This is a genomic window from Desulfogranum mediterraneum DSM 13871 (assembly GCF_000429965.1).
GTDB lineage: Bacteria > Desulfobacterota > Desulfobulbia > Desulfobulbales > Desulfobulbaceae > Desulfogranum > Desulfogranum mediterraneum.
This window is the reverse complement of record NZ_AUCW01000029.1, coordinates 17,098-38,562: the sequence shown is the minus strand read 5'-3', so window position 1 is coordinate 38,562 and position 21,465 is coordinate 17,098. Positions and strand designations below refer to the sequence as shown.

Annotated in this window: 21 protein-coding genes; 2 read left to right on the top strand and 19 right to left on the bottom strand. The window is 60.2% G+C overall.

Going from position 1 to position 21,465, the window contains the following annotated elements; translation table 11 throughout:
• Positions 1-6: 6 nt before the first annotated feature.
• The 3 genes from G494_RS0113410 to G494_RS23470 form a co-directional block, all read right to left on the bottom strand.
• Positions 7-603, bottom strand: coding sequence for an FmdE family protein (locus tag G494_RS0113410; protein ID WP_028584956.1), 597 nt, complete (start codon positions 601-603; stop codon positions 7-9).
• A 111-nt stretch (positions 604-714) separates the two neighbouring features.
• Positions 715-1,788: a hypothetical protein gene (locus tag G494_RS23475; protein ID WP_035246512.1), complete on the bottom strand. Its 1,074-nt coding sequence runs from the start codon at positions 1,786-1,788 to the stop codon at positions 715-717.
• A 131-nt stretch (positions 1,789-1,919) separates the two neighbouring features.
• Positions 1,920-3,179: a U32 family peptidase gene (locus G494_RS23470; RefSeq protein WP_035246509.1), complete on the bottom strand. Its 1,260-nt coding sequence runs from the start codon at positions 3,177-3,179 to the stop codon at positions 1,920-1,922.
• Positions 3,180-3,434: 255 nt separating this feature from the next.
• Between G494_RS23470 and G494_RS0113395 the strand changes: the two genes are divergently transcribed.
• Complete coding sequence (locus G494_RS0113395; protein ID WP_028584955.1) at positions 3,435-3,731, top strand: isoamylase early set domain-containing protein; 297 nt, start codon at positions 3,435-3,437, stop codon at positions 3,729-3,731.
• Positions 3,732-3,862: 131 nt separating this feature from the next.
• Here G494_RS0113395 and G494_RS0113390 read toward each other — a convergent pair whose 3' ends face one another.
• The 15 genes from G494_RS0113390 to G494_RS0113320 form a co-directional block, all read right to left on the bottom strand.
• The gene (locus G494_RS0113390) at positions 3,863-4,417 is read right to left on the bottom strand and encodes a gamma carbonic anhydrase family protein (protein ID WP_028584954.1); all 555 of its coding nucleotides are present in this window, start codon (positions 4,415-4,417) and stop codon (positions 3,863-3,865) included.
• Between the two features lie 97 nt (positions 4,418-4,514).
• Positions 4,515-6,008 carry an ABC transporter ATP-binding protein gene (locus tag G494_RS0113385; protein WP_028584953.1) on the bottom strand — a complete coding sequence of 498 codons (1,494 nt, stop codon included), beginning with the start codon at positions 6,006-6,008 and terminating at the stop codon, positions 4,515-4,517.
• Between the two features lie 6 nt (positions 6,009-6,014).
• The gene (gene gpt, locus G494_RS0113380) at positions 6,015-6,497 is read right to left on the bottom strand and encodes a xanthine phosphoribosyltransferase (protein ID WP_028584952.1); all 483 of its coding nucleotides are present in this window, start codon (positions 6,495-6,497) and stop codon (positions 6,015-6,017) included.
• A 72-nt stretch (positions 6,498-6,569) separates the two neighbouring features.
• Positions 6,570-7,490 (bottom strand): ABC transporter permease, encoded by a 921-nt coding sequence (locus G494_RS0113375; protein WP_028584951.1) that lies wholly within the window; start codon positions 7,488-7,490, stop codon positions 6,570-6,572.
• On the bottom strand, positions 7,487-8,551 hold the full coding sequence (locus G494_RS0113370) for an ABC transporter permease (protein ID WP_028584950.1): 1,065 nt from the start codon (positions 8,549-8,551) through the stop codon (positions 7,487-7,489). The genes G494_RS0113375 and G494_RS0113370 overlap by 4 nt, the downstream gene beginning before the upstream one ends.
• Before the next feature lie 40 nt (positions 8,552-8,591).
• Positions 8,592-9,653 carry a BMP family ABC transporter substrate-binding protein gene (locus tag G494_RS0113365; RefSeq protein ID WP_028584949.1) on the bottom strand — a complete coding sequence of 354 codons (1,062 nt, stop codon included), beginning with the start codon at positions 9,651-9,653 and terminating at the stop codon, positions 8,592-8,594.
• Between the two features lie 303 nt (positions 9,654-9,956).
• Positions 9,957-10,181, bottom strand: a complete 225-nt coding sequence (locus tag G494_RS0113360; RefSeq protein ID WP_028584948.1) for a hypothetical protein — start codon at positions 10,179-10,181, stop codon at positions 9,957-9,959.
• Entirely contained in the window at positions 10,159-10,578 is a 420-nt protein-coding gene (locus tag G494_RS23465; protein WP_035246506.1) for a response regulator, read from the bottom strand. Before G494_RS23465 ends, G494_RS0113360 begins: the two co-directional genes overlap by 23 nt.
• Positions 10,579-10,672: 94 nt before the next feature.
• A complete protein-coding gene (locus G494_RS25575; RefSeq protein ID WP_028584947.1) occupies positions 10,673-12,457 on the bottom strand; it encodes a sensor histidine kinase in 1,785 nt (594 codons plus the stop codon).
• Complete coding sequence (locus tag G494_RS23455; protein WP_035246504.1) at positions 12,448-12,807, bottom strand: NifB/NifX family molybdenum-iron cluster-binding protein; 360 nt, start codon at positions 12,805-12,807, stop codon at positions 12,448-12,450. The genes G494_RS25575 and G494_RS23455 overlap by 10 nt, the downstream gene beginning before the upstream one ends.
• 11 nt (positions 12,808-12,818) lie before the next feature.
• Positions 12,819-14,195 (bottom strand): sigma-54 interaction domain-containing protein, encoded by a 1,377-nt coding sequence (locus tag G494_RS0113340; RefSeq protein WP_028584946.1) that lies wholly within the window; start codon positions 14,193-14,195, stop codon positions 12,819-12,821.
• Between the two features lie 274 nt (positions 14,196-14,469).
• Positions 14,470-15,891, bottom strand: a complete 1,422-nt coding sequence (locus G494_RS0113335) for an SLC13 family permease (RefSeq protein ID WP_051305691.1) — start codon at positions 15,889-15,891, stop codon at positions 14,470-14,472.
• Between the two features lie 88 nt (positions 15,892-15,979).
• A complete protein-coding gene (locus tag G494_RS25570; RefSeq protein WP_051305690.1) occupies positions 15,980-16,540 on the bottom strand; it encodes a CBS domain-containing protein in 561 nt (186 codons plus the stop codon).
• A gap of 140 nt (positions 16,541-16,680) precedes the next feature.
• On the bottom strand, positions 16,681-17,121 hold the full coding sequence (locus G494_RS0113325; RefSeq protein WP_028584944.1) for a response regulator: 441 nt from the start codon (positions 17,119-17,121) through the stop codon (positions 16,681-16,683).
• Positions 17,122-17,156: 35 nt separating this feature from the next.
• Complete coding sequence (locus G494_RS0113320; RefSeq protein ID WP_028584943.1) at positions 17,157-18,374, bottom strand: response regulator; 1,218 nt, start codon at positions 18,372-18,374, stop codon at positions 17,157-17,159.
• Between the two features lie 656 nt (positions 18,375-19,030).
• On the opposite strand from G494_RS0113320, the gene G494_RS0113315 reads away from it, so the two are divergent.
• Positions 19,031-20,347, top strand: coding sequence for a uracil-xanthine permease family protein (locus tag G494_RS0113315; protein WP_028584942.1), 1,317 nt, complete (start codon positions 19,031-19,033; stop codon positions 20,345-20,347).
• A gap of 24 nt (positions 20,348-20,371) precedes the next feature.
• Here G494_RS0113315 and G494_RS23445 read toward each other — a convergent pair whose 3' ends face one another.
• Positions 20,372-21,442, bottom strand: coding sequence for an MBL fold metallo-hydrolase (locus G494_RS23445; RefSeq protein WP_051305689.1), 1,071 nt, complete (start codon positions 21,440-21,442; stop codon positions 20,372-20,374).
• Between the last annotated feature and the right edge of the window lie 23 nt (positions 21,443-21,465).

Below are 21,465 nucleotides of genomic sequence, written 5' to 3'. Positions count from 1 at the left end.
GGGGCTTCACCCCTCCTGTTGTTCGATGGGTTGATAATAACGGGCCCCGGCACAGGCACGACAGATGGTCCTGCCCTGATCGCTGACCTCGCGACAATCCTGGACCCAGTCACCGCACTGCTCGCACCGGACCCTCCGCAGGGGACGTCCGGGCATATCGCAGTCAGCCAGTTGGACCGTGACCTCCTGGAAGGAAAAGAGTTCCTCCAGGGGCATGACCCGATAGGCGGCCAGCTGTTGCTGATATTTATTCTCGATCTCCGGGCAGTAGTGCTTGGAGCGTTCCCGGGATTCCTCCAGGGCCGTAATCCGCACGGCCTGCTTGGTCTCCAGGTTGACAAAGGTGGCGGCCATGATCCCGAAATCCAGCCAACGCATGGAACGTTTGCCCAGGCTGCAGCCGGTCACCGACTGGATGGCATCGGTGGCGCAGCGATCAATCTCCACCAGGACATAGAGTTTTTTCCGATCCCTGCCCTTGGGCTCAGCGATGCCGATCCGCTCCAGTCCGGCCATGGCCATCCGCACCCCGATCACCTGACCGGCGCAGATATGGCCATGAATCCTGGTTGACACCTCCAGCAGCTCTTCAAACGACTCCATGCTCTTCTCCCCCTGACAACGCTCCGCCAGGCGCTGGGCTGTACCATTTACAGCCGCACCGGACAGCAGCTCAATACCAGTGCTCCAGACTACCTCCAGAGGCTGGCCCTGTCAATCGGCGAGCGCACGATGGTCGGGAATTGCTGCAGGCAGGCGGTGACTCACCGCCTCAAACAGGTCCTTGCAAAAGCCGCACTGATCACAGCGATAATCGCACATGGAGAGCATGTTGGCAAAGTCAAAGGAGAGGGAGCTGTTCTCGATATAGAGGGACCTGGCCAGCCAGTTGACGGCATCCAGCAGGTCCAGGAGGTTGCCTTCATAGCGACGATCGAGGTAGCCCTGGAAGACATTGCGGAGAAAGCCGCCCCCCAGGGAGCGTCCGCAGAGCTTGATGGTGTCGATGTGATAGAAGTAGAGATCGATATCCTCGGGCCGGATAAAGGGGGAGAGCAGCAGCCGATGGGGCTGTTCATTCAGCAGCCGCACACAGCCCAGGTTGCAGTTGAGCTGGTAGGTGGTGTCCTGCTGGGAGATGTTGGCCAGGGCAATGTAGGAGTCGTGGGAAAGTTTGAACGGACAGTAGGGCAGACACCCCTCGTTGGCCAGCACCTCGAGGCGCAGCTCAGGAAACTGGGTATGGCACTGCAGGGCCACCTTGGCCAGCATATCCAGATCCCGATTGAGGGAACGGTCCAGGATGATCTTGCGGGGTTGTTGAAACCTGGTCTCCCGGATGTAGTAAAGCTGGGACTCGATCTTGCCAAAGCAGTCCAGCATGGTATTCACCCCGGGAACCGCCTCCAGGGACGAGGCAATATCCGGGGCCTCATCGGAGAGGCGCTGGAGCAGGTAATGGTCGCAGTAGATGATCCCGTCGATCACCCCCAGGCAGAGGGCCTCCTCCAGGGTGTCGATGATGGGCCGGATATTTTCCGTGTCAGTCAACAAGGGGGGCAGATAAAAACGACTGTTCATCAGGGCATATTTCCTGGGGCCCTGCAACCGTGCCAGCTGGGCCAGATTCTCACTGCGCTCGGCCTGCTCGGCCTGGAGAATCCGGCTGTCCAGCCTGGCACCGGGAAGGAGACTGAAGTGGACACTGTCCAGTTCGTCCACGTTGTCCCGGAGAAAATCCACATAGGATGCTTCGGGTAGAAAAGGTACATCAAAGAGTGACTTCATGGGGCGACTCTGTCTCATAGCAAAAATCGAGGCCATCCTGGTGAACTGTTCTTCTCTTCCCCTCTCCGCGTGCCGAAAATCAGGGTCTCTTCGGAGACGCCGCCCAGCTGAGGCTGGTCGAAAAAAACAGTTTACTCAGGATCCCCTCTGTATATTCTGACAATGGCGTCCAACTGGGGAGCACCCAGGGGCGGCTCGGTGACCAGTTCCACCCGGTTGCCGGGGTTGACCCGTTGGGCCTTACTCCCATCCGGGTGAATCATTCCGGTCACCTCCATCTGGAGCGGCTCAATCTCCGCTCCCAGGTATTCGATCCTGTCTCCCAGTTCAAGCACATTGCGCGTTTCAATAATCAGCGGTTCGGTTGCCCGGACGATACCCACCGGGGCATACCCTTGCGCTTGACGCATTGTATCATACAACATGTCCTCTGATGAAGGGGGAGCGTCAAAAAAATTCTGGGAATGTCCCCTGGTACCGATCTTCTTCATTTCCTTACGAAAAACCTGGGGCAACTCGACTTCTTCCAGATCCGCGCCTGAAGAAAGTTGCTGTTCAATCCAGTCCAGGGCCGCTCGATAGAGCCTGACCGCACTGCCCACATAGCCCATGGATTTCATTCGACCTTCGATCTTGATCGAGTCGACCCCGGCAGCAATCAACTGGGGCAGACGGGGCAAGAGACAGAGGTCGGTGGAGTTAAAGATATAGGTCCCCCGTTCATCCTCTTCCACGGGAAAGTACTGACCCGGTCGCTTCTCTTCCACCAGCCTGTAGGAGTAGCGGCAGGGGTGGGCACAGTCCCCCTTGTTGGCATCCCTGCCGGTCATATAGTTACTGAGCATACAGCGCCCCGAATAGGAGATGCACAGGGCCCCATGGACAAAGACCTCCAGCTCGACACCGGTGCACTCCCGGATCTCTGCGATTTCCCTCCGGCCGAGCTCCCGGGCCAGGTTCAACCTGGACACCCCCTGCTCGGCCCAGAAGGCCGCACTGGCCCCGTTGGTGACGTTGGCCTGGGTGGAGAGATGGAGGGACAGGGAGGGCACCTCCTGGCGGGCAATGGAGAGCACCCCGGGATCGGCGATGATCAAGCCATCCACCCCGGCAGCTTCAAGCTCCCGCAGGTAGGCAGGAAGGGTCTCAAGGTCCCTGTTATGGGCAAAGATATTGACCGTGACATAGACCTTGACCCCGCGGCCGTGGGCATAGTCCACGGCCCGGATGATCCCGGCCTGATCAAAGTTGCCCGCCCGGGCCCGCAGACTGAACCGGGTACCGCCCAGATAGACGGCATCGGCACCGTAATGGATGGCGGTGACCAGTTTTTCAAAGGTACCGGCCGGAGCCAGCAGTTCAGGCAGGGAAGGGTACGGTTGTTGGCTCATGAAAACCTACTCCAGATGTTGTCCGGTCGGCGAGGCTGGCCTCTGCTCCCGGGCAGGGAGGCCAAACTGGCGGCCGGACCGGGACGGATCATTGGTTTTTAAGTGATACATCAAGAAATTATCTACTATCGAATTGACCGAAACAGGAACTTATTCTACAGTTGAGCTAGTGGTTCAACAGGGGACCGTGGCTGCCTGACAAGGGGCGACCGAAAACGGTGCACCGGTTGATAAGAGGACAACAGGGAGGATAGGATGTTAAAAAAAAGCTACTCCACCACCGGCAGGGTCTGCCGGACCACCTTCAAGTACGCAAACCCGGAAGAGGCCGAGAGCGCCGTACTGGCAGGTGAATTCAATGGTTGGTCCCTGGAGGCCAACCCCATGAAAAAGTTGAAAGACGGCAGTTTCTCGGTAACCGTCTCCCTGGAGGCGGGCGCCTCGTACCGCTTTCGCTATGTGCTGGACGGCAACGTCTGGGTCAATGACCCCCAGGCCGATGACCATGCCCCCAATGAGTACGGCGAGGAGAACAGCCTGATCACGGTCTAAGCGGCCGAGGCAAAGCGCTCCCCCAGTTGAAGCGACTTCCGCTTGAGCAGCCGCTCTCTGCCATCCAGGGTCCCCCTGTCCGGGCTTGTTTCAACCCACCGGCCCGGGCAGGGGAGCAGCGCATGGCCGCCCTAGAAGCAGTGTCCCACCAGGGCCTGGTGGTACTCATTCTTCAAGTCCACATAGCGCTTCCACGAGGCATGCAGCCCCTGGACCTCTTCTTCACTGAGCTCGCGCACGGCCTTGGCCGGCGAGCCCAGGATCAGCGAACGGGGGGGAAACTTTTTACCGCCCGTGACCACGGCACCGGCCCCGACAATGGACTCCCGCTGGATCAGGGCACCGTCCAGGATGATGGCGCCCATGCCGATCAGGCAGAGGTCTTCCACGGTACAGCCGTGGAGAATGACGTTATGGCCCACGGTGACATCGCTGCCGATGATGGCCGGATAGCCATCCTCCAGGCTGCGGCCCTCCCCTTCATGGTGGGTCGTATGGATCAGGGAGTTGTCCTGGATGTTGGTGCGGGCGCCGATCCTGATGCTGTGAACATCACCCCGGACCACGGTGCCGAACCAGATGGAGACATCCGCACCGATCTCCACATCACCGATAAAGGTCGCATTGGGTGCCACCCAGGCACCTTTGCCGGCCTGGGGCAGGAAATCTCTGTAAGGTAATATCATCGTTCGTCCTCCATGGGATAAAAGAGAGCAAAGAGCCCCCCGCGCCAGGGGACTCTTCAACAAGGCAGCGCTGGGACCGGCACCGGCCGACCTGGGGTCAGGAGTCCTTCAGCCCGGCCATCATCTGGGGAATCCGCTCCACCTGCTCCTGGTCGTCCCTGGAAAAGGTGGAGACCAGGGTGCCGTCATACATCACCCCTATCCGGTCGGACAGGGCCAGGGCCTCGGAGAGGTCACCGGTGACCAGCAGGATCCCGGCCTGTTCCCGGGCCTTCATCAACAGGTTCCAGACATCTTCGGCCGCGGCAATATCCAGCCCCTGGGTGGGCTGCTCGGCCACGATCAGCCGGGGCTTACGATAAAACTCCCGGGCCAAGACCATCTTCTGCAGGTTGCCCCCGGAGAGCTGCCAGGCCAGGGCCTCCGGATCAGGGGGACGGATATCAAAATCCCGGATCAAGCCGTCGGCCTTGATCCCGGCCTGGCGGCGCTGCAGCCAGGGCCCCCGGACAAAACCGCCCCTGGTGGTCAGGAGGAAGTTATCCAGGAGACTCAGCCCCTGGCAGGTGGCCAGCCCCTGACGATCCTCGGGGATATAGCTCAGGGTCTGCTCCCAGGCCTGCCTGGAAAAAAACCGTTTCCACTCCTGGCCCAGGATCCGGATATGGCCCTCCCTGGGCGGGCTCAGGCCGCAGATGGTCTCCACCAGGGGTTTCTGGCCATTACCGGCCACGCCGACAATCCCCAGGACCTCTCCCTGACGCAGTTCAAAATCCGCCTGCTCCAGTCCCTGGGCCCGGAGGTTTGAGACCTTCAGCACCACCTGGCGGGGTTCCACGGGGGGCCGCTCCACCTCGAGCAGGACCGCCCGCCCCACCATCCGCCGGGCCAGATCGGCGCTGGAGGTAACCTGAGCCGCCTCCAGCTGATCGATGATTTGCCCTCGTTTGAGGATGGCGATATCATCGGCCAGTGCCCTGACCTCCTCCAGCTTATGGCTGATAAAGACGATGGCCTTGCCCTGTTCGATCATCCGACGGATGGTGGCAAACAGCTCCTCTGACTCCCTGGGGGTGAGCACTGCGGTGGGCTCGTCAAAGATCAGGATGGAACTCCTCCGGTGGAGAAGCTTGAGGATCTCCACCTGCTGGCGCTCTCCCATGGAGAGTTCACCGACCACGGCCTCGGGCCTCACCGACATCCCGTAGGAACGGGCCAGCTCGGCCACCTCCCGGTTCATCGCGCCATGACGCAGCCAGAGCCCGTCGCTCTTGCCCAGAAAGACATTTTCCGCCACGGTCATGGCGTCCACCAGCTTGAAGTGCTGGTAGACCATGCCGATGCCGCTGGCGATGGCCTTATCGGTGTTGCTAAAGGCCACCGGCGCACCCTTGAGCCGGATGGTCCCGCTGTCGGGTTGGAGCTGTCCGGCCAGGATGGACATCAGGGTCGACTTGCCGGCCCCGTTCTCCCCCACCAGGGCCAGGACCCTGCCCTGGTGGATATCCAGGGTGATATTCGAGTTGGCCTGGACCTCACCAAAAGCCTTGGAGATCTCCTCCAGGCGAATCACGGGAACCTGCGCCGTCATGGGCGGCTACTTCCCGCTGGCCAGGGGTTGGACAAACTGTGATTCCGAATCCCAGGGAAAGAGAATCCAGGTATCCTGGCTGACCTCGGTGATATAGGTGTCCACCAGGGGACGGCCGGCAGGTTTGGCATAGACCGTGGCAAAGTGGGCCTTGGGCACCATCTTCTTGACCAGCTGGGCAGTACGGCCCGTGTCCACCAGATCGTCCAGGAGGAGCCAGCCCTCACCGTCCCCCTCAAAGGATTTGAGGATCTCTGCCTCACCCTTCTGGTCCTTCCAGTCATAGCTGGAGATACAGATGGTATCCACCAGATGGATATCCAGCTCACGGGCCACGATGGCGGCCGGTACCAGGCCGCCGCGGGTGATGGCCACGATCCCCTTGAAGTAGTCCATGCTCAACAATCGCCAGGCCAGGGCCTTGGAGTCGCGGTGGAGCTGTTCCCAGGAGATGGGGTAGGTCTTGCGATATTTTTTATTCTCTTCCATACTCATTTTTTTCCTTAATCACGCGCAAAGATCCCGGTGGAGGAGGCGGCAGGCAGGCCTCCCTTGCCACCGTTAATCCGCAGGTTCAATATTTACTCCCAGGGCCGCCGGCTCACCGGTCCGTCCCCTGCCCAGGGAGGAGAGGACCAGGACCACCACGGTCAGCCCGTAGGGCAGCATCAGCAGCAGCGAAGAGGGGAGCTGGGTACCCGAGGCCTGCAGCCGCATCTGCAGGGCCATGATTCCCCCAAAGAGATAGGCCCCAAAGACCGCCCGTCCCGGACGCCAGAAGGCAAAGATCACCAGGGCCACGGCGATCCAGCCCCGCCCGGCGGTGAGGTTGTTGGTCCAGAGGTGGGTATAGGCCAGGGAGAGGTAGGCACCGCCCAGTCCCATCAGAAAACCACCGCCCATGATCCCCCACCAGCGATGGACGGCCACGCTGAGCCCGGCTGCGGTGGCCGCCTCGGGATACTCGCCCACGGCCCGAATGCCCAGGCCGTAGCGGCTGTTGTTCAAAAACAGCCACATGCAGGGTGGAATCAGGTAGGTCAGGTAGACCAGGGGGTCATGTTGAAAGAGGATCGGACCCAGGATGGGAAGATCCGCCAGCCAGGGAATCGGGTAGGGTTGAAATCCCGGGGCCGACAGCCCCACATAGGAGGTGCCGAAGTAGTTGGCAAAACCGGTCCCCAGAATGGTCAGGGCCAAGCCCGAGACCACCTGGTTTCCCTGAAAGATCAGGCAGACCAGACCGTGGAGGGAGGCGGTGATCCCACCGGCCAGACCGGCAGCCGCAAAGGCCAGCCAGGGACTGCCGCTGCTGTAGGCCACCAGAAAGCCGGTGAGGCTGCCCACGATCATGATCCCCTCGACCCCCAGGTTGAGCACTCCGGACTTCTCGGTCAGGATCTCACCCAGGGTGGCGTAGAGGATCGGGGTTCCGGCAACGATGGCTGCAGCCAGCAGGGGGATGATCATCTCCAGGGTCATGGCTGCCTCACGCTGACGATACGATAATGGACAAAAAAACCGCCGGCCAGCACGGTCATCAGGATCAAGCCCTCGAGGATGCCGCCAAAGGCCGCCGGTACCTGGAGGTCCAGCTGGAGGTTCTCCACCCCCACCCTCAGCCCGGCCAGGAGCAGGGAGGTGACGGCGATGTTGAGGGGATGGAGTCGGGCCAGCCAGGCCACCACGATGGCGGTGTAGCCATAGCCCACCATGATGGAGGGCTGGAGGCGGTTGATGGTGGCCGAGGCCTCCAGAAAACCGGCCCAACCGGCCAGGGCACCGCTGATGACCATCACCAGGACCACCAGGCCGCTGTAGGGAATGCCGGCATAGCGGGCCGCCCGGACACTGTCACCGCTGGCCCTGAGCTCAAAGCCGGTGCGGGTAAAGGTGACAAAGACCCAGAAGAGGATGCCCAAGAGCAGGCAGTGGAGGATGCCCCAGTTCACCCCGCTGCTGCCGATCTTGCCGACAATGGCCTGGGGGACGAACTCCGCGGTCATGGGAAAACCGAAGCTGGTGGGATCCTTCCACACCCCGTAGACCAGGTAATCCAGGAGCAGGATGGCGATATAGTTCATCATCAGGGTGACGATGATCTCATTGGTGCCCAGGCGCTGACGCAGGATGGCCGGGATCAGCCCCCAGCAGCCGCCGGCCACACAGGCCATCCCGACCATCAGGGGCAGCAGCACCAGCTGGGGCAGTTCGGGAAAGGAGAGGGCCATCCAGGTGGCGCCGATGGCTCCCAGGGCAAACTGGCCCTCGGCGCCGATGTTCCAGATCTGGAGACGAAAGGCCATGGCCACGCCCAGGGAACAGAGAAAGATGGGGATGGCCTTGATCAGGCTGTCCTCGATGGCCCAGCGGGAGCCAAAGGCCCCCTTGAAGAGGATCAGGATCCCCTCCAGGGGCGGAGTGCCGCGCAGGGCCAGCATCACCCCGCTGAAGAGCAGGGAGAGGAGGATGGCGGCAAGAAAAATAAAACAGGAACGCCAACCAAGGCGTTCCTGTCGCTTGATGATTCGAAACCGTGGCATCGGGATGGGCTCAGGTTCCTCGCGCTGAAGTCATGGCAGCTTACTCGGTGGTGCCGACCACGCCCTGGACAAACCAGGTCATGCCCAGCATCTCCTGATCCGTGGCCATACTCCCGGCCGGGATCTTGACCGCGCCCTGCTGATCCTTGATCGGACCGGAAAAGACATGGAAGGCGCCGGAGACGATCTCCTCCTGCTTGGCCCGGACCTGGTCCTGCAGCTGCTTGGGCACCATGGGACCAAAGGGGGCCAGCTCAACGATGCCGGCATCCATCCCGCGCCAGGCTGCCTCAGCCTTCCAGCTGCCGTCCTGGACCTGGCGGACGATCTCGCTGTAGTAGGGGCCCCAGTTCCAGATGGCGGCGGTGAGATGGGCCTTGGGGGCAAAACCGCTCATGTCCGAGTTGTAGCCAATGGAGTAGACCCCCTTCTCCTGGGCCGCCTCCTGGGGACCGGGAGAATCCTGGTGCTGGGCGATGACATCGGCACCCACATCCAGCAGCGACTTGGCCGCCTCCTTCTCGGTGGCCGGATCATACCAGGTCTTGGTCCAGACCACCCGCACAGATACCTCCGGGTTGACGGCCTGGGCCCCCAGGGTAAAGGCGTTGATCCCGCGGATGACCTCGGGGATGGGGAAGGCCGCTACATAGCCGAGGATGTTGCTCTTGCTCATGGCACCGGCCACCATGCCGCTGAGGTAACGTGCCTGGTACATCCGACCAAAGTAGTTGCCCATGTTATCGGCCTTCTTAAAGCCGGCGCAGTGCATGAAGACGGTCTTGGGGAACTGCCGGGCCACCTTGAGCATGGGATCCATATAGCCGAAGCTGGTGGCAAAGATCAGATCATAGCCCTTGCGGGCCATGTTGAGGATGACCCGTTCCGAGTCAGGTCCTTCCTTGACCGACTCCACGTAGGAGGTCTTGACCCCGTCCATACCCTCCACCGCCTGACGCCCCTTGTCATGGGCATAGGAGTAGCCGGCATCACCGATCGGGGAGACATAGACAAAACCGACCTGCAACTCCTTCTCTGCCGCAGCATGAGCGGCCATCACCATGCTGAGGAGTAAAACAGAAATTATCGTTACAACACGCATGCTTACCCTCCTGAATAGATATAAAAGCCCCTGAATACGCTCTGGTAGGCGCACCCAGGGGTGGATAAAAAATCAGATTTCACGCATTTTATACGTAATCAACAGGGTGGTGTCAAACGAAAAGGTCCTTTCCCGGAGGGTGGTGCGGCCAATCCCCTTAAAAAAATATCCCAAACCATTCTCCGGAGCTGCAGCCGGAGATCAGGGCCTCCGGCACGTGGTACAGGATGAGGCAAAGGATGAGGCGGACCCTGCGGACAAGATCTTCCGACCTCAGCAGGCCCGGCCCCGGAAAACCAGATCTTACCCCCCTGCAACCACCGGCCCCTCATCGACCTGGGAGAGGGAGGGAATCAGGCAGCAGGTCGACAGCTCTTGCCCGGCCGGGCCCAGCAGATCTTCCACCAGCCCATTGGACTCACGGATGATGCCCAGATGATTTTTCATCTCATGGGAGAGGCCGGCCATGATCCTGCCATGGGCCGCCAGTCGTTTTTGACAGAGTTCATGATCGCTGATCGCGTTCATCCGCTTCCCCTCCCTGGCCGCCGTTGCCCCCTATGTCCTGGTCGGCCTGTTCCATCTTGGCCAACAGTTCCTTGAGATCAACCGGCTTCATGATGTAGTCAAAGGCCCCCTTTTCCATGGCCCTGACCCCGGAGGCCACCGAACCGTGACCGGTGAGCATGATCACCTGGATGGCCGGGTGATTCTCCTTGATCTCGGTCAGGATATCCAGGCCGTTCATGTCAGGCATCTTCAGGTCAAGGACCACGATATCCGGGCCAAGCTCACCCAAGCTGGCCAAGCCCTCGGTGCCGCTGTGGATATCCACCGCATCAACCCCCCGCAGACGCAAGCGCTGACACAGGGTCGCGGCAAACTCCACCTCATCATCAATGATCAACACCTTTCCCTTTATCATCCTTCCTCCCTGCTCACAGCCGGGCCACACCCATGGCCCGCCCCTTAACGGTTATCCCCTGTAAACCGCCCCTCTTCAGAGAAGCAACGGCGGCTCACCCTGCTTGCCCCCGGCCCACCGGGAGGGTGATTTCAAAACAGGTGCCTGCACCCACCTCCGACTCCACCCGGATGGTGCCGCCCAGCTTCTCGACAATACCATAGGTGATGGAGAGTCCCAGGCCGGTACCCTTGCCCGTCTCCTTGGTGGTAAAGAAGGGATCAAAGATCCGCTGCTGCACCTCCCGGGACATGCCCCCACCGTTGTCAGCGATGGTCACCACCACCTGCCCACGATCCTTCTGCCTGGATCCCAGGATGATCCGGCCGTTGCTGCCGATGGCGTCGATGGCGTTGTTGACGATGTTGAGCAGGACCTGTTGGAGCTGACCGCGGTCACTGACGATCCGCTCCAGCTCCTGATCCAGTGCATAGTCGATGCAGATCTGATTATAGGTGGCCTCCTTGGCCAGAAAGGCCACCACCTCCTCCAGGAGGAGATTGAGATCGATCTCTTCGCTTTCCACCTCGGTATGGCGGGCAAAACCCAGTAAACGGTGGGTGATGGTCTTGCAGCGGTTGACGCTCTTCTGGATGCCGTCCAGGGCCTCCTCCATGGCCTCCTTATGGTCAAAGACACCGCTCATCTCAAAGTAATCGAGGACCAGGCCGGTCTTCTGGTTGATGATGGAGAGGGGATTATTGATCTCATGGGCCACCCCGGCGGCCAAGCGGCCGATGGAGGCCAGCTTGTTGGCATGTTCGGCCTCTGCCAGAAAAAGCTGGCGCTTGCGATCACTCTCCCGGATATAGCTGGTGATCCCGTTACTGAGCCGGAGAATAATAAAGATCGCCACCACCACGCAGCAAAAGAGGATGGAGAAGAGGCGGAGCTGGAAGTAGAACCAGGCCTCACCATGCATATAGAGCTCCTTGACCATCACCAGCCGCCAGGGGGTCTCTTTCAGATCCACGGCCACATGGAGGATCCGCTCGCCACCCTGAATCTTCTTGACCGTGATGGCGATATGCTGCTGGAGCAGGACCTCGTGTTCGGCGACAATGGAGGAGAGGTCATAGCTGGTGGATTCCACGGCCTCAGCAAAGGCGCTGTGCTGACCAACCAGCCCGTATTTCTGCGGCCTGGTCAGTACCTTCTGGTCTCCATCAACCAGAAAGATATCATCCACCGAGGAGGTCCTGATGGTATCCACGTAGCGCTGAAGGGTGTTGCCGTCGATGGTCACCCGCAGGACCCAGGAACCCGGCTGCCGGGGATGCCTGCGGCTCACCGCGATCACAAAGTGGGGAACCCGGCGGAAGCCGGAAAAGACCGTACTGATATAGACCCCCTTGAGGAGCACCTGCCGGTACCAGGTCTGGTCACCGTACTCCCTCCCTTTGAGTTGATACGGTCCGACATAGGATCTGGAGATCCCCCGGGCATCGATGATCTCCAGGTCGACAAAGTCGGGATACTCACGCTGCAGGCGGCTGAAGAGGGTTTCCAGGGCCTGGGGGTCGAGCAACTCCTGGTAGCGATCATCCCGGCCGACAAACTTGATGATGGATTGCAGCTTGGAAACGAAGCGTTCGATGGTGCTCTCTCCCTGCTCCACGTTGAGGACGATCTGGGCCAGCTCCTTCTTCTGGAGGAGCTGCCGGTACTGGTAGTGGGAGAGCATGGAGATAATCATCAGGGGAGTGAGTACCAGCACCAGGATGATGGCAAACAGGCTCCTGGAAAAGAAGCGGTACTCTTTTTCAAGATCACCACCATGCTCGATATCCTGGCTGAAGGAAGGCATGATCCGCGCCAGCCAGCCGTGCTTTAAAGACATCCCCCAGCTCCCACGGAGTCCACCCCGGCCAGGAGGGTGCCCGGAGCGAGTTCTTCGCCCAGGGCCATCTCCAGGACCCGTTCATGGGGGCCGATGACCGAATCGATCACCCTGACCTTTTTCCAGCGCAGATACTGGTAATGCTGCTCCTCGATGGCCCCGCAGATGACCATGTCCACATTCTCCTTCAGGGCCAGGTCGCAGAGTTTTTCTGCAGAAGACTCGGCCAGGAGAATGGAACGGGGCTCCTCCAGCAACTGACGATCATAGCAACTGGCAATCATCACCTCCGCGATTCGATCAAACCTGGGGGCAATGAAATCACCACGGATGGTAAGCAGTATCTTCATCGTTACCTCACTCAGACCAACTGATACTTGATCATCTTCCGCCAGAGGGTGGTCCTGCCCCAGCCCAGGGCGGCGGCAGCCCTGGTCCGGTTGCCGCCGCTGGCCAGGAGGGCATCGACGATCTGTTGTCGTTCCAGCTCGGGCCAGGCCCGGGGCCGCAGCTCCCCGGAAAGGGCGGAGGCGGCAGGCAGGGAGGCGGCTGTGCGCTGCAGCCGGGGGGCTGCAGGCTGCCTGGAGAGATAGCGGGGCAGGTCCTTGATCCCCAGCTGTCCGCCAGGACATAAGTTCACGGCAAACTCCACCAGGTTGCGCAGCTCACGGACATTACCTGGATAGGGGTAGCTTTCCAGCAGGGCCCGGGCCTCATCGGAGACCCCCTGGATATTCCGGCCATGGACCCGGTTGAAATGCTGCACAAAGTGCTCCAGAAGCAGCTGGACATCACCACTCCGTTCCCGCAGGGGCGGCATGTGGAGGTTGAGGACGTTGAGCCGATAGAAGAGATCCTCCCGGAAACGCCCCTGCTCCACCTCTTCCCGGAGGCGGTGATGGGTGGCGGCTATGATTCGGACGTTCACCTTCAGCTTGGTGCTGCCCCCCACGGGATAGAACTCCTGGTCGTCGAGCACCGAAAGCAGCTTGACCTGAAGCGGCAGGGAGAGGTCACCGATCTCGGTGAGGAAGATGGTCCCCTTGTCGGCCAGCTTGAACATCCCGGCACGATCTGCCACGGCCCCGGTAAAGGCCCCCTTGACATGGCCGAAGAGTTCAGATTCCAACAGGGCCTCGGGCAGGGCGCCGCAGTTGACCTTGACAAAACGGTGTCGGGCCCGGGGAGAGGATTGATGGAGCTGTTCGGCGATCTTATCCTTGCCCGTGCCGGTCTCGCCGGTGACCAAGACCGCCGCATCGGTACGGGCCAGCACCGCCATCAACTCAAAGACCGCCTCCATCTCCTGGCTATGACCGATGATCTCGGAGCGGACTTCAGCGCCGAGTCCCGGACCAGCCTGCTGGAGAAGCGAGATATCCTCCAGCACCATCACCAGCCCCACCGGCTGCCCCTGCTGATCATGGAGCCGGCTCAGGGTGCAGTGCACCGGAATAGTGGTGCGGGAGGTGTTGATGATGGTGGTGTCCCTGGCCACGGTCTTGCCGTCTGCCAGTACCTGCCTGCTCAACTGGTCGTTGCTGCCCAGATCGGTACGGAGAATATAGTCGCCGTACACCCCCCTGGCCTCCAGGGCCTGATAGCCGGTCATGGCTTCCAGGGTACGGTTCATGGTCACCAGGCAGAGCCTGCGGTCCAGGAGGGCCACTCCATGGGGGATGGAGTTGAGCAGTTCGCCGCACTCGAGACGGCTTTGAAAGGCACGATCAGCATCCATGGCAGCTACTCCCTGCAAGAGAAAGATTCACAGGAGGGGCCCTGGACCAACGGCTATCTTGCATAGTCCGGGCGCCCGCTCAACATTTCCTACCACCTGGCTGTGGAGTATAGCTCGTCGACCAGAAAATGCACCATCAGACTCAAGCGAGCCACCAATCTTTTAACTTAAAATCAGTACATTAAACAACCAGGCCACCTCTACGCTCCCACAACGTGGTTGATGGACGGCGCTTCCCGGACCGCCCACCAATACCACCTGGATCAGCTTCAGCTCAGACCACCCTGGGGATATAGACCTCCATGCCCATCAGCGGCCAGATCACGGTGATGGCCAGCCAGGTAACCAGCATCAGCATGATACTGGCCGGAATGCCGTAGAGAAAAAATTCTCCCGGGGTAAATTGCTTTGAGTTGTAGGCAATGGCGTTGGGCGCTGCCCCCACCAGCAGCATGAAGGGCATACCGGCGACGATCAGCGAGGAAAAGAGGATCACCTCGCCGGCCACACCCAGGTAGGGGGCAATAACCAGGGCCACGGGCAGGGAGATGGCGATGGCAGCCACGTTCATGATAAAGTTGGTCATGATCATCACGAAAAAGGCCATACCCAGGATAAAGACCAGGGGAGGCGCATGCTCAAAGAGCACCAGCCAGTTGACGGCCAGCCACTTGGCAGCCCCGGTCTCCCACAGACAGAAGCCGATGGACATGGCCCCGGCAAAGAGGAGAATGATGTTCCAGGGAATCTCTTCCAGGTCATCGATATCCAGGATGTTGCAGAGGAAAAAACCGATGGTGGAACAGAGCAGCACCCCGGTCTTATGGAGTCCGCCCAGGGCCGGAATAAAATTCTTCAGGGCGATGACCACGATGGTCACCAGGACAATGGCGGCGGCCAGTATCTCCTGGCGACTCCAACGGCCCAGATCCTGATACATCCGCTTCGACTTCTCCTTGAGCCCCGGGATGGCGCTCTGCTCCGGCTTGAACACCACCATGGCAAAGCCCCAGAGCAGGAAGGTCATCAGCCAGCCAACGGGAAACATGTAGGCGGTGAGCTGGAAGAAGCTGATGTCCACATTCATGATATCCTTATAAAAGCCCAGGGCTACCGCCCCCCGGGCCGCACCGAGCAGGGTAATGATGGAGCCGGCCCCGGCCACATAGGCCATGCCGATGAAGAGCCCCTTGCCGAACCGGGTGACCTCCCCCTCTTCGGCGTAAAGGGCATGGATGGCTATCAGCAGGGGAAACATGGTGGCTGCCACCGCCGTATGGGCCATCAGGTGGGTCAGGGCTGCGGTCATCACAAAGCAGCCCAACATGATCATGCCGGTCCGCTCGCCCACCACAGAGAGCATCTTATAGGCGATCCGCCGGGTCAGTCCGGTCTTGGTAAAGACCATGCCAATGACAATGGAACCAAAGATGAAGAGCACCGAGGGATCCATGAAGTCCTTGAAGGCCACCTTGGGGTCCCTGATCATAAACAGGGCCTGGAGGGCGCCGATGGTCAGACTGGTCACCCCGATGGGCACCACCTCAAAGACCCACCAGATCGCGGCCAGACCAAAGACCGCCAGGGCCCCCTTGGCCTCTCGACTCAACTCGAAATGCTGACCCATGGGATCGATGGCATCGGGCCAGGGCGGGCAGTAATAGACCAGGGTAAAGACCCCGATACCCAGCAGCATGAAGGCCAGTCGCTTCCAGTCCAGGGTGCTGGGCAGTTCCGGCAGCCTGATTACCGGAGTGGTTTCGCTCCGGATTGCTTGAGATGCTTCACTCTTCATCTTCCATTCCTCCGCTTTTATCCGCTACCCTGCAGTAGCTGTTACAGGTAACCATGAATATCTCTTCCAGGCGCAGGACCCCGATGACCTGCCCTCCTTCAGTGACCGGGACATGGTAGGCATGGTGTCCGGACATCATCACCAGGGCCTTGAGGATATGGCTGTCTGCCTCCAGGGTAAGGTCCAGGGGCCGCACCAGGGGCCGGATGCTTTTTTGCCGGTTCCTGGTCCACTCTGCATAGAGAGATTCCTCGTGGAACGCGGCCAGGCCCGGGAACTCCCCCTCCTTACCGTCGAACTGCTCCACCTGGACACTGGCAAACAGCCTGGGGGCAAAGCCCCTGAGAATGTCCATCAGCGACAACCGGCCCACCAGTTGATTGTGCGCGTTCACCACCAACACCAGGGCATGGGGGGTGAGCTGAGCCGGGTCACGGTGAAAGGCCATGACCTCCCGAACCGCCTCTTCCACGCTCTGCTCTTCGTTGACTTGGGGATAACGCTCCAGCGGGATGATCAACTCCCGAATGGTCGTCTGTTGCTCTTCCATCTTTCCTCCTTGTTCTCCTTGATCGGTTCTTTTCTGCTCCGACTCCGGACAGACCAATCCTGTTCAGCTGCAGCACGACTGCAGCTTCTAAAATTACAGCAGGTTATGAAGGGGGATGGTCTGCCGGAGGCGGCAGATTCTTACCAGCTTTTGCTTTTCAGGATATGCTTCACCTCTTCTGCAGATCTCTTCTCCAGGACATCCATCCTGGTCTCCTTGGCCGAGCGGATCGCCTCCATCAGCACAGCGAGATCAACGGGTTTTTCCAGGTAATCGATGGCACCGTTCTTCATGGCGGCGATACCGCTCTTGACGGTGGCGTTGCCGGTGAGCAGGATCACCTCCAGATCCGGCCGTTTCTCCTTGAGTTGTTTCAGGGTCTCAATGCCGTCGATGCCCGGCATGGCCAGGTCCACGACCGCAACATCGATGTTGCGATCTTCGATCATGGCCACGGCCTCTTCGCCGCAGGTCACGGCAATGACCTTGAGGCCCCTGGTCTCCAGACGCTGGGACATCAGCTCGATGAACTCTCCCTCATCGTCAACCAGCATTACCTTGGTGGCTAATTGGCTCTCCATAGAACTTCCTTTGTACTCAGGGTTAGAGGCAGCGCTCAGGCCAGCGCTGCCCTGGTTGTGGCGGTCTTGGTATAGGCCTGATCAATGATAGTGGTCAGCTGGCCCAGGTCGACGGGTTTGCGCAGGTAGGCAAAGGCCCCAAAGTCCATGCAGGTCTTGCGCTCTTCTTCCGAACCATGACCGGTGAGAATGATCACCTGGACCTGGGGTTTGCTGGCCTTGACCCGCTCGAGCACCTCAACCCCCTGCATGCCCGGCATCTTCAGGTCCAGGACCATCACGTCCGGGGTATCGTGGACCAGGCATTCCAGGGCCTGTTCGCCGTCAAAAACCGGGTGGGAGCCATAGCTGCGGGTGTTGAGCCGCTCGGACAGGGTCTGGACAAACTCCTGCTCATCATCCACCAGAAGCACCTTGGGGGGCAGCTTGAACTCCTGGTCTCTGTAAATGGAAACATGGTACTCCCTGCCGGCCCTGACCTCGACCTTTTCCACCCCCTCCAGCTCGGCGACCAGGCTGGTCAGGTTCCTGGAAAGTTTCGTAAAGTTGTGAACACTCTTGTTCACCCGCAACAGCACCCGGCCCTCGCTGCAGGCCACCTCCATGGAATAGCCCCGGGCAGCCAGGACCAACTCCACCCGGGCAGAGAGGACCATATCTGCGGCAGCCTGGCGTGAGGCTGGGCTGATCAGCACCGTGGGCTTGCGATAATTCTCCAGGATGAGCTGCACCGCCTCTTCCGGAGTTTCCACCCGCCTGGAGAGAAAAATATCATAGAGGCTCGGATCGTTGGCTGGTTTTTTATGGAGGAAATCCACCCAGTCGCCGATGCCGGCATCATGCCGCTTCATCAGCTTCAGGGCCGCCTTTTCCGTTAGCCCCTCAGCCACGGCCCGCCGGAGTCGATGGGATTTGTCGTCAAAGATGCCCACTTTGAGCACATGGCTGACGCTGGCAGGAATCAGTTGGCTGATAAAACCGGAAAAGATCATCCCGGTTACGGCCGCCTTGGCAGCCACCACGGCCTTGAGGTAGGCGGTGATGGTTTCCCGCTCCAGGGTAAACTGGTTAAACACCGATGGCGGGCCGTAGAGGGCCCGTTCCACCTTGGAACGTTCCACTCCATGCTCAAAGTTGACCTGATCGATGATATCGCGATCAGAGACCAGCTCATAGCCCGAGGCCTGGGCCAGTTGTTCCCGAATTTCCTTTTCCTGGGTAAAGATGCTGTATGATAGTGCTATTGAGGACATGGTTTGCTCCCTGCTGGTTGCCGGCTGGCTGCTTGGCCAGCCTCACTGTCGCCTGATGACCGACGTATCCTGTACTGTGCTGCTCCGGCCACCCCTGTCACCGTTCCCGGCTGTTCCTCCCGTACCGGGACGTCTGGCCGCTTGCCCCCCTACTGCAGGGCCTGGTCCACCCGTTGGGATTTTTTATGAAAACATTACAATTTCAAGCAACTGGCAGAAAAACACCTTCCAGAGAGAGTCAGCGTCCCCCTGGCCACGCGAAACACATCAAAACAGATTGAAACAGACCACTGTTTACCGTTTCCATATGTTTTCAATCGTTTCAGTCCAGGCCAGAGCCGCACCAGGGAGGGGGCCCCGCTCCCAGGGGCTGAGCGAGAAAAAGAGCGGGCAGATTGACGAAAGCGACAGGATATTCTATAGGGTACCTTGACAAATTCGATTTTTCGATCAAGGTCAAGGCGCGCGATACATTTTCCCGCAGGCATATATTTGATATTCCGAGGATAAAATCTTGAGTGCAACGCCGAGATTGGAAGACAAAGCCATTTTTCAATGGTGGTCTATAAGGGTACCTCCTCAAGCCTACTGTTCCCCCCTAAAAACAAGGCCGTAGTCAAGGCCATCAAAACCATCCAAAACCGCCAGGAGCCACCATGAGCCGTGACCCCAACCGATTTCAAGATCCCGACTACCTGCCCCCCCTCCACCAGGCGGTCCCCCTGGGCATTCAGCACATCCTGGCCATGTTCGCCAGCAACGTCACCCCGGCCATCATCATCAGCAGTGCAGCCGGCTTTGCCTTTGGTTCCCTGGAGATGGTCTATATGATTCAGATGGTGATGGTCTTTGCCGGGATCTCCACCCTGCTGCAGACCATCGGTCTGGGACCGGTGGGCGCCCGCCTGCCCGTGGTCCAGGGGACCAGCTTCGCCTTTATCCCGGTGATGATCCCCATCGTCAAGACCGCGGGCATGGCCGCCCTCTTCGGGGGGGTCGTCATCGGCGGCATCTTTCACTTCTTCCTGGGCACGATCATCGGCAGGCTGCGTAACCTGCTGCCGCCCCTGGTCACCGGCACCGTGGTCCTGACCATCGGCCTGACCCTGCTGCCCGTGGGAATCAAGTACGCTGCCGGCGGGGTACCGCTGATGGGTACGCCCGGCTTCGGCAGCCTGGAACACTGGGGCCTGGCCCTGTTGGTGATCTTTCTCACCCTGGGGTTGAAGTTCTTTACCCGCGGCATCCTGGCCACGGCCGCCATCCTGATCGCCCTGGTGATCGGCTACCTGGTGGCCATCCCCATGGGCATGGTCAGCTTTGCCACGGTGCAGAGTGCGGCCTGGTTTGCCATGCCGCAGCCGCTCCACTTCGGCTTTGAGTTCAACCTGGCGGCGGTCATCGGCATGGGCCTGATGTCCTTTGTCTCTGCCATCGAGACCGTGGGTGATATCTCCGGGATTACCAAGGGAGGAGCAGGGCGGGAGGCCACCAACCGGGAAATCGCCGGCGGCACCTTGGCAGACGGCCTGGGAAGCGCCCTCTCCGGCCTGTTCGGAGGCCTGCCCAACACCTCCTTCTCCCAGAATGTGGGCCTGATCTCCATGACCGGGGTGATGAGCCGCCATGTGGTCACCCTGGGGGCGATCTTCCTGCTGATCGCCGGCCTAGTGCCCAAGGTCGGGGCCGTGATAGCGGCCATGCCCATCTCGGTGCTGGGCGGCGGGGTGATTGTGATGTTCGGGATGGTGGTCTCTGCCGGAATCACCATGCTCAGCGAGGTCAAATGGAACCGGCGCAACATGGTCATCCTGGCGGTGTCGCTCTCCATCGGCATCGGCCTCCAGGCGGTTCCCCAGGCCCTCCAGCACGTGCCCGGCACCATGAAGATCCTCCTGACCTCCGGAATCCTGCCTGCCTCGATCCTGGCCATCGGCCTGAACTACCTCTTGCCCCACGACCTGCCCAACTGAGCCCGGGCAGAGGGGCTGCTGCTGTCAGCTGCCGCCCTCCCGGAGCAGCGGCAGCCACCACAACTCCTCTGCCAGGGGCTGGTCATAGTCGACCACCTGTCCCATGGTGGGCAGCGAGAGTTGGATCCGCTCTGCCCAGGCAGCAGCGGTCAGCCGCTCCACCGGTTCGTACCAAGGATGGAGGGCCAGGTTAAAGGTGGCCCAATGGATCGGCTGGAGCACCCTGCCCCTGAGATCGATAAAGGCCTGGACCGTCTCCTCGGGCAGCATGTGGACCCTGGACCAGCGATGGTCATAGGCTCCACACTCCAGAAAGGCGAGGTCAAAGGGGCCATAGTGGTTGCCGATCTCCTTAAACCCCGGAAAGTAGCCTGAATCGCCGCTGAAAAAGACGGCGTGCCGGGGGGTCTTGATCACCCAGGAGGCCCAGAGGCTCTGGTTTCTATCCCAGATCCCCCTGCCGGAAAAGTGTTGGGCAGGGGTGGCCGCTATGGTCAGCTCCGGATGGGCTTGAAACTCCTGCCACCAGTTGAGCTCCCTGATTCGCTCTGCAGCCACGCCCCAACGGGCCAGGAGCGGCCCCACCCCCTCGGGTACCACAAAGCAGCCGACCCGATCTTTGAGCTGCCGGATGCTCTGCCTGTTGAGGTGGTCGTAGTGGTTATGGGAGATGATCACCACATCCACCTCCGGCAGTTCGAGCGGATCCAGGGGCAGTTCGCGGTTAAACCTGGTGGGTCCAAGGGGTGAGACCTTGTGCTCAAAGACGGGATCCGTCAGCAGGGTAAAACCGTCCAGATTGATCAGGAGGGTGGAGTGTCCCAGCCAGGCCGCCTTGAGGGTGTCGGCCTGGGCGCTCAAGAGCTCAGCCGTGCGGAGCCGCTCCTGGGGCAGGGGCATTGCCGGCACCTTCTCACCCTTGACAAAAAAGAAGTCCCAATACAGGGCCAGGTGTTCTCCGAGACTCATCGACTTCATTGCTCCATCGATTTCAGGCTGCCCTTCAGTTGGAGAGCCGGTGGTAAGCTCTGCTCCGGAGGCCGACTCCAGGGGGCGGCTGGGGGTGGCCGGAGGAAATCCGCTCTTGACGCTCATTATAGTCACTCCAATGTAGATGT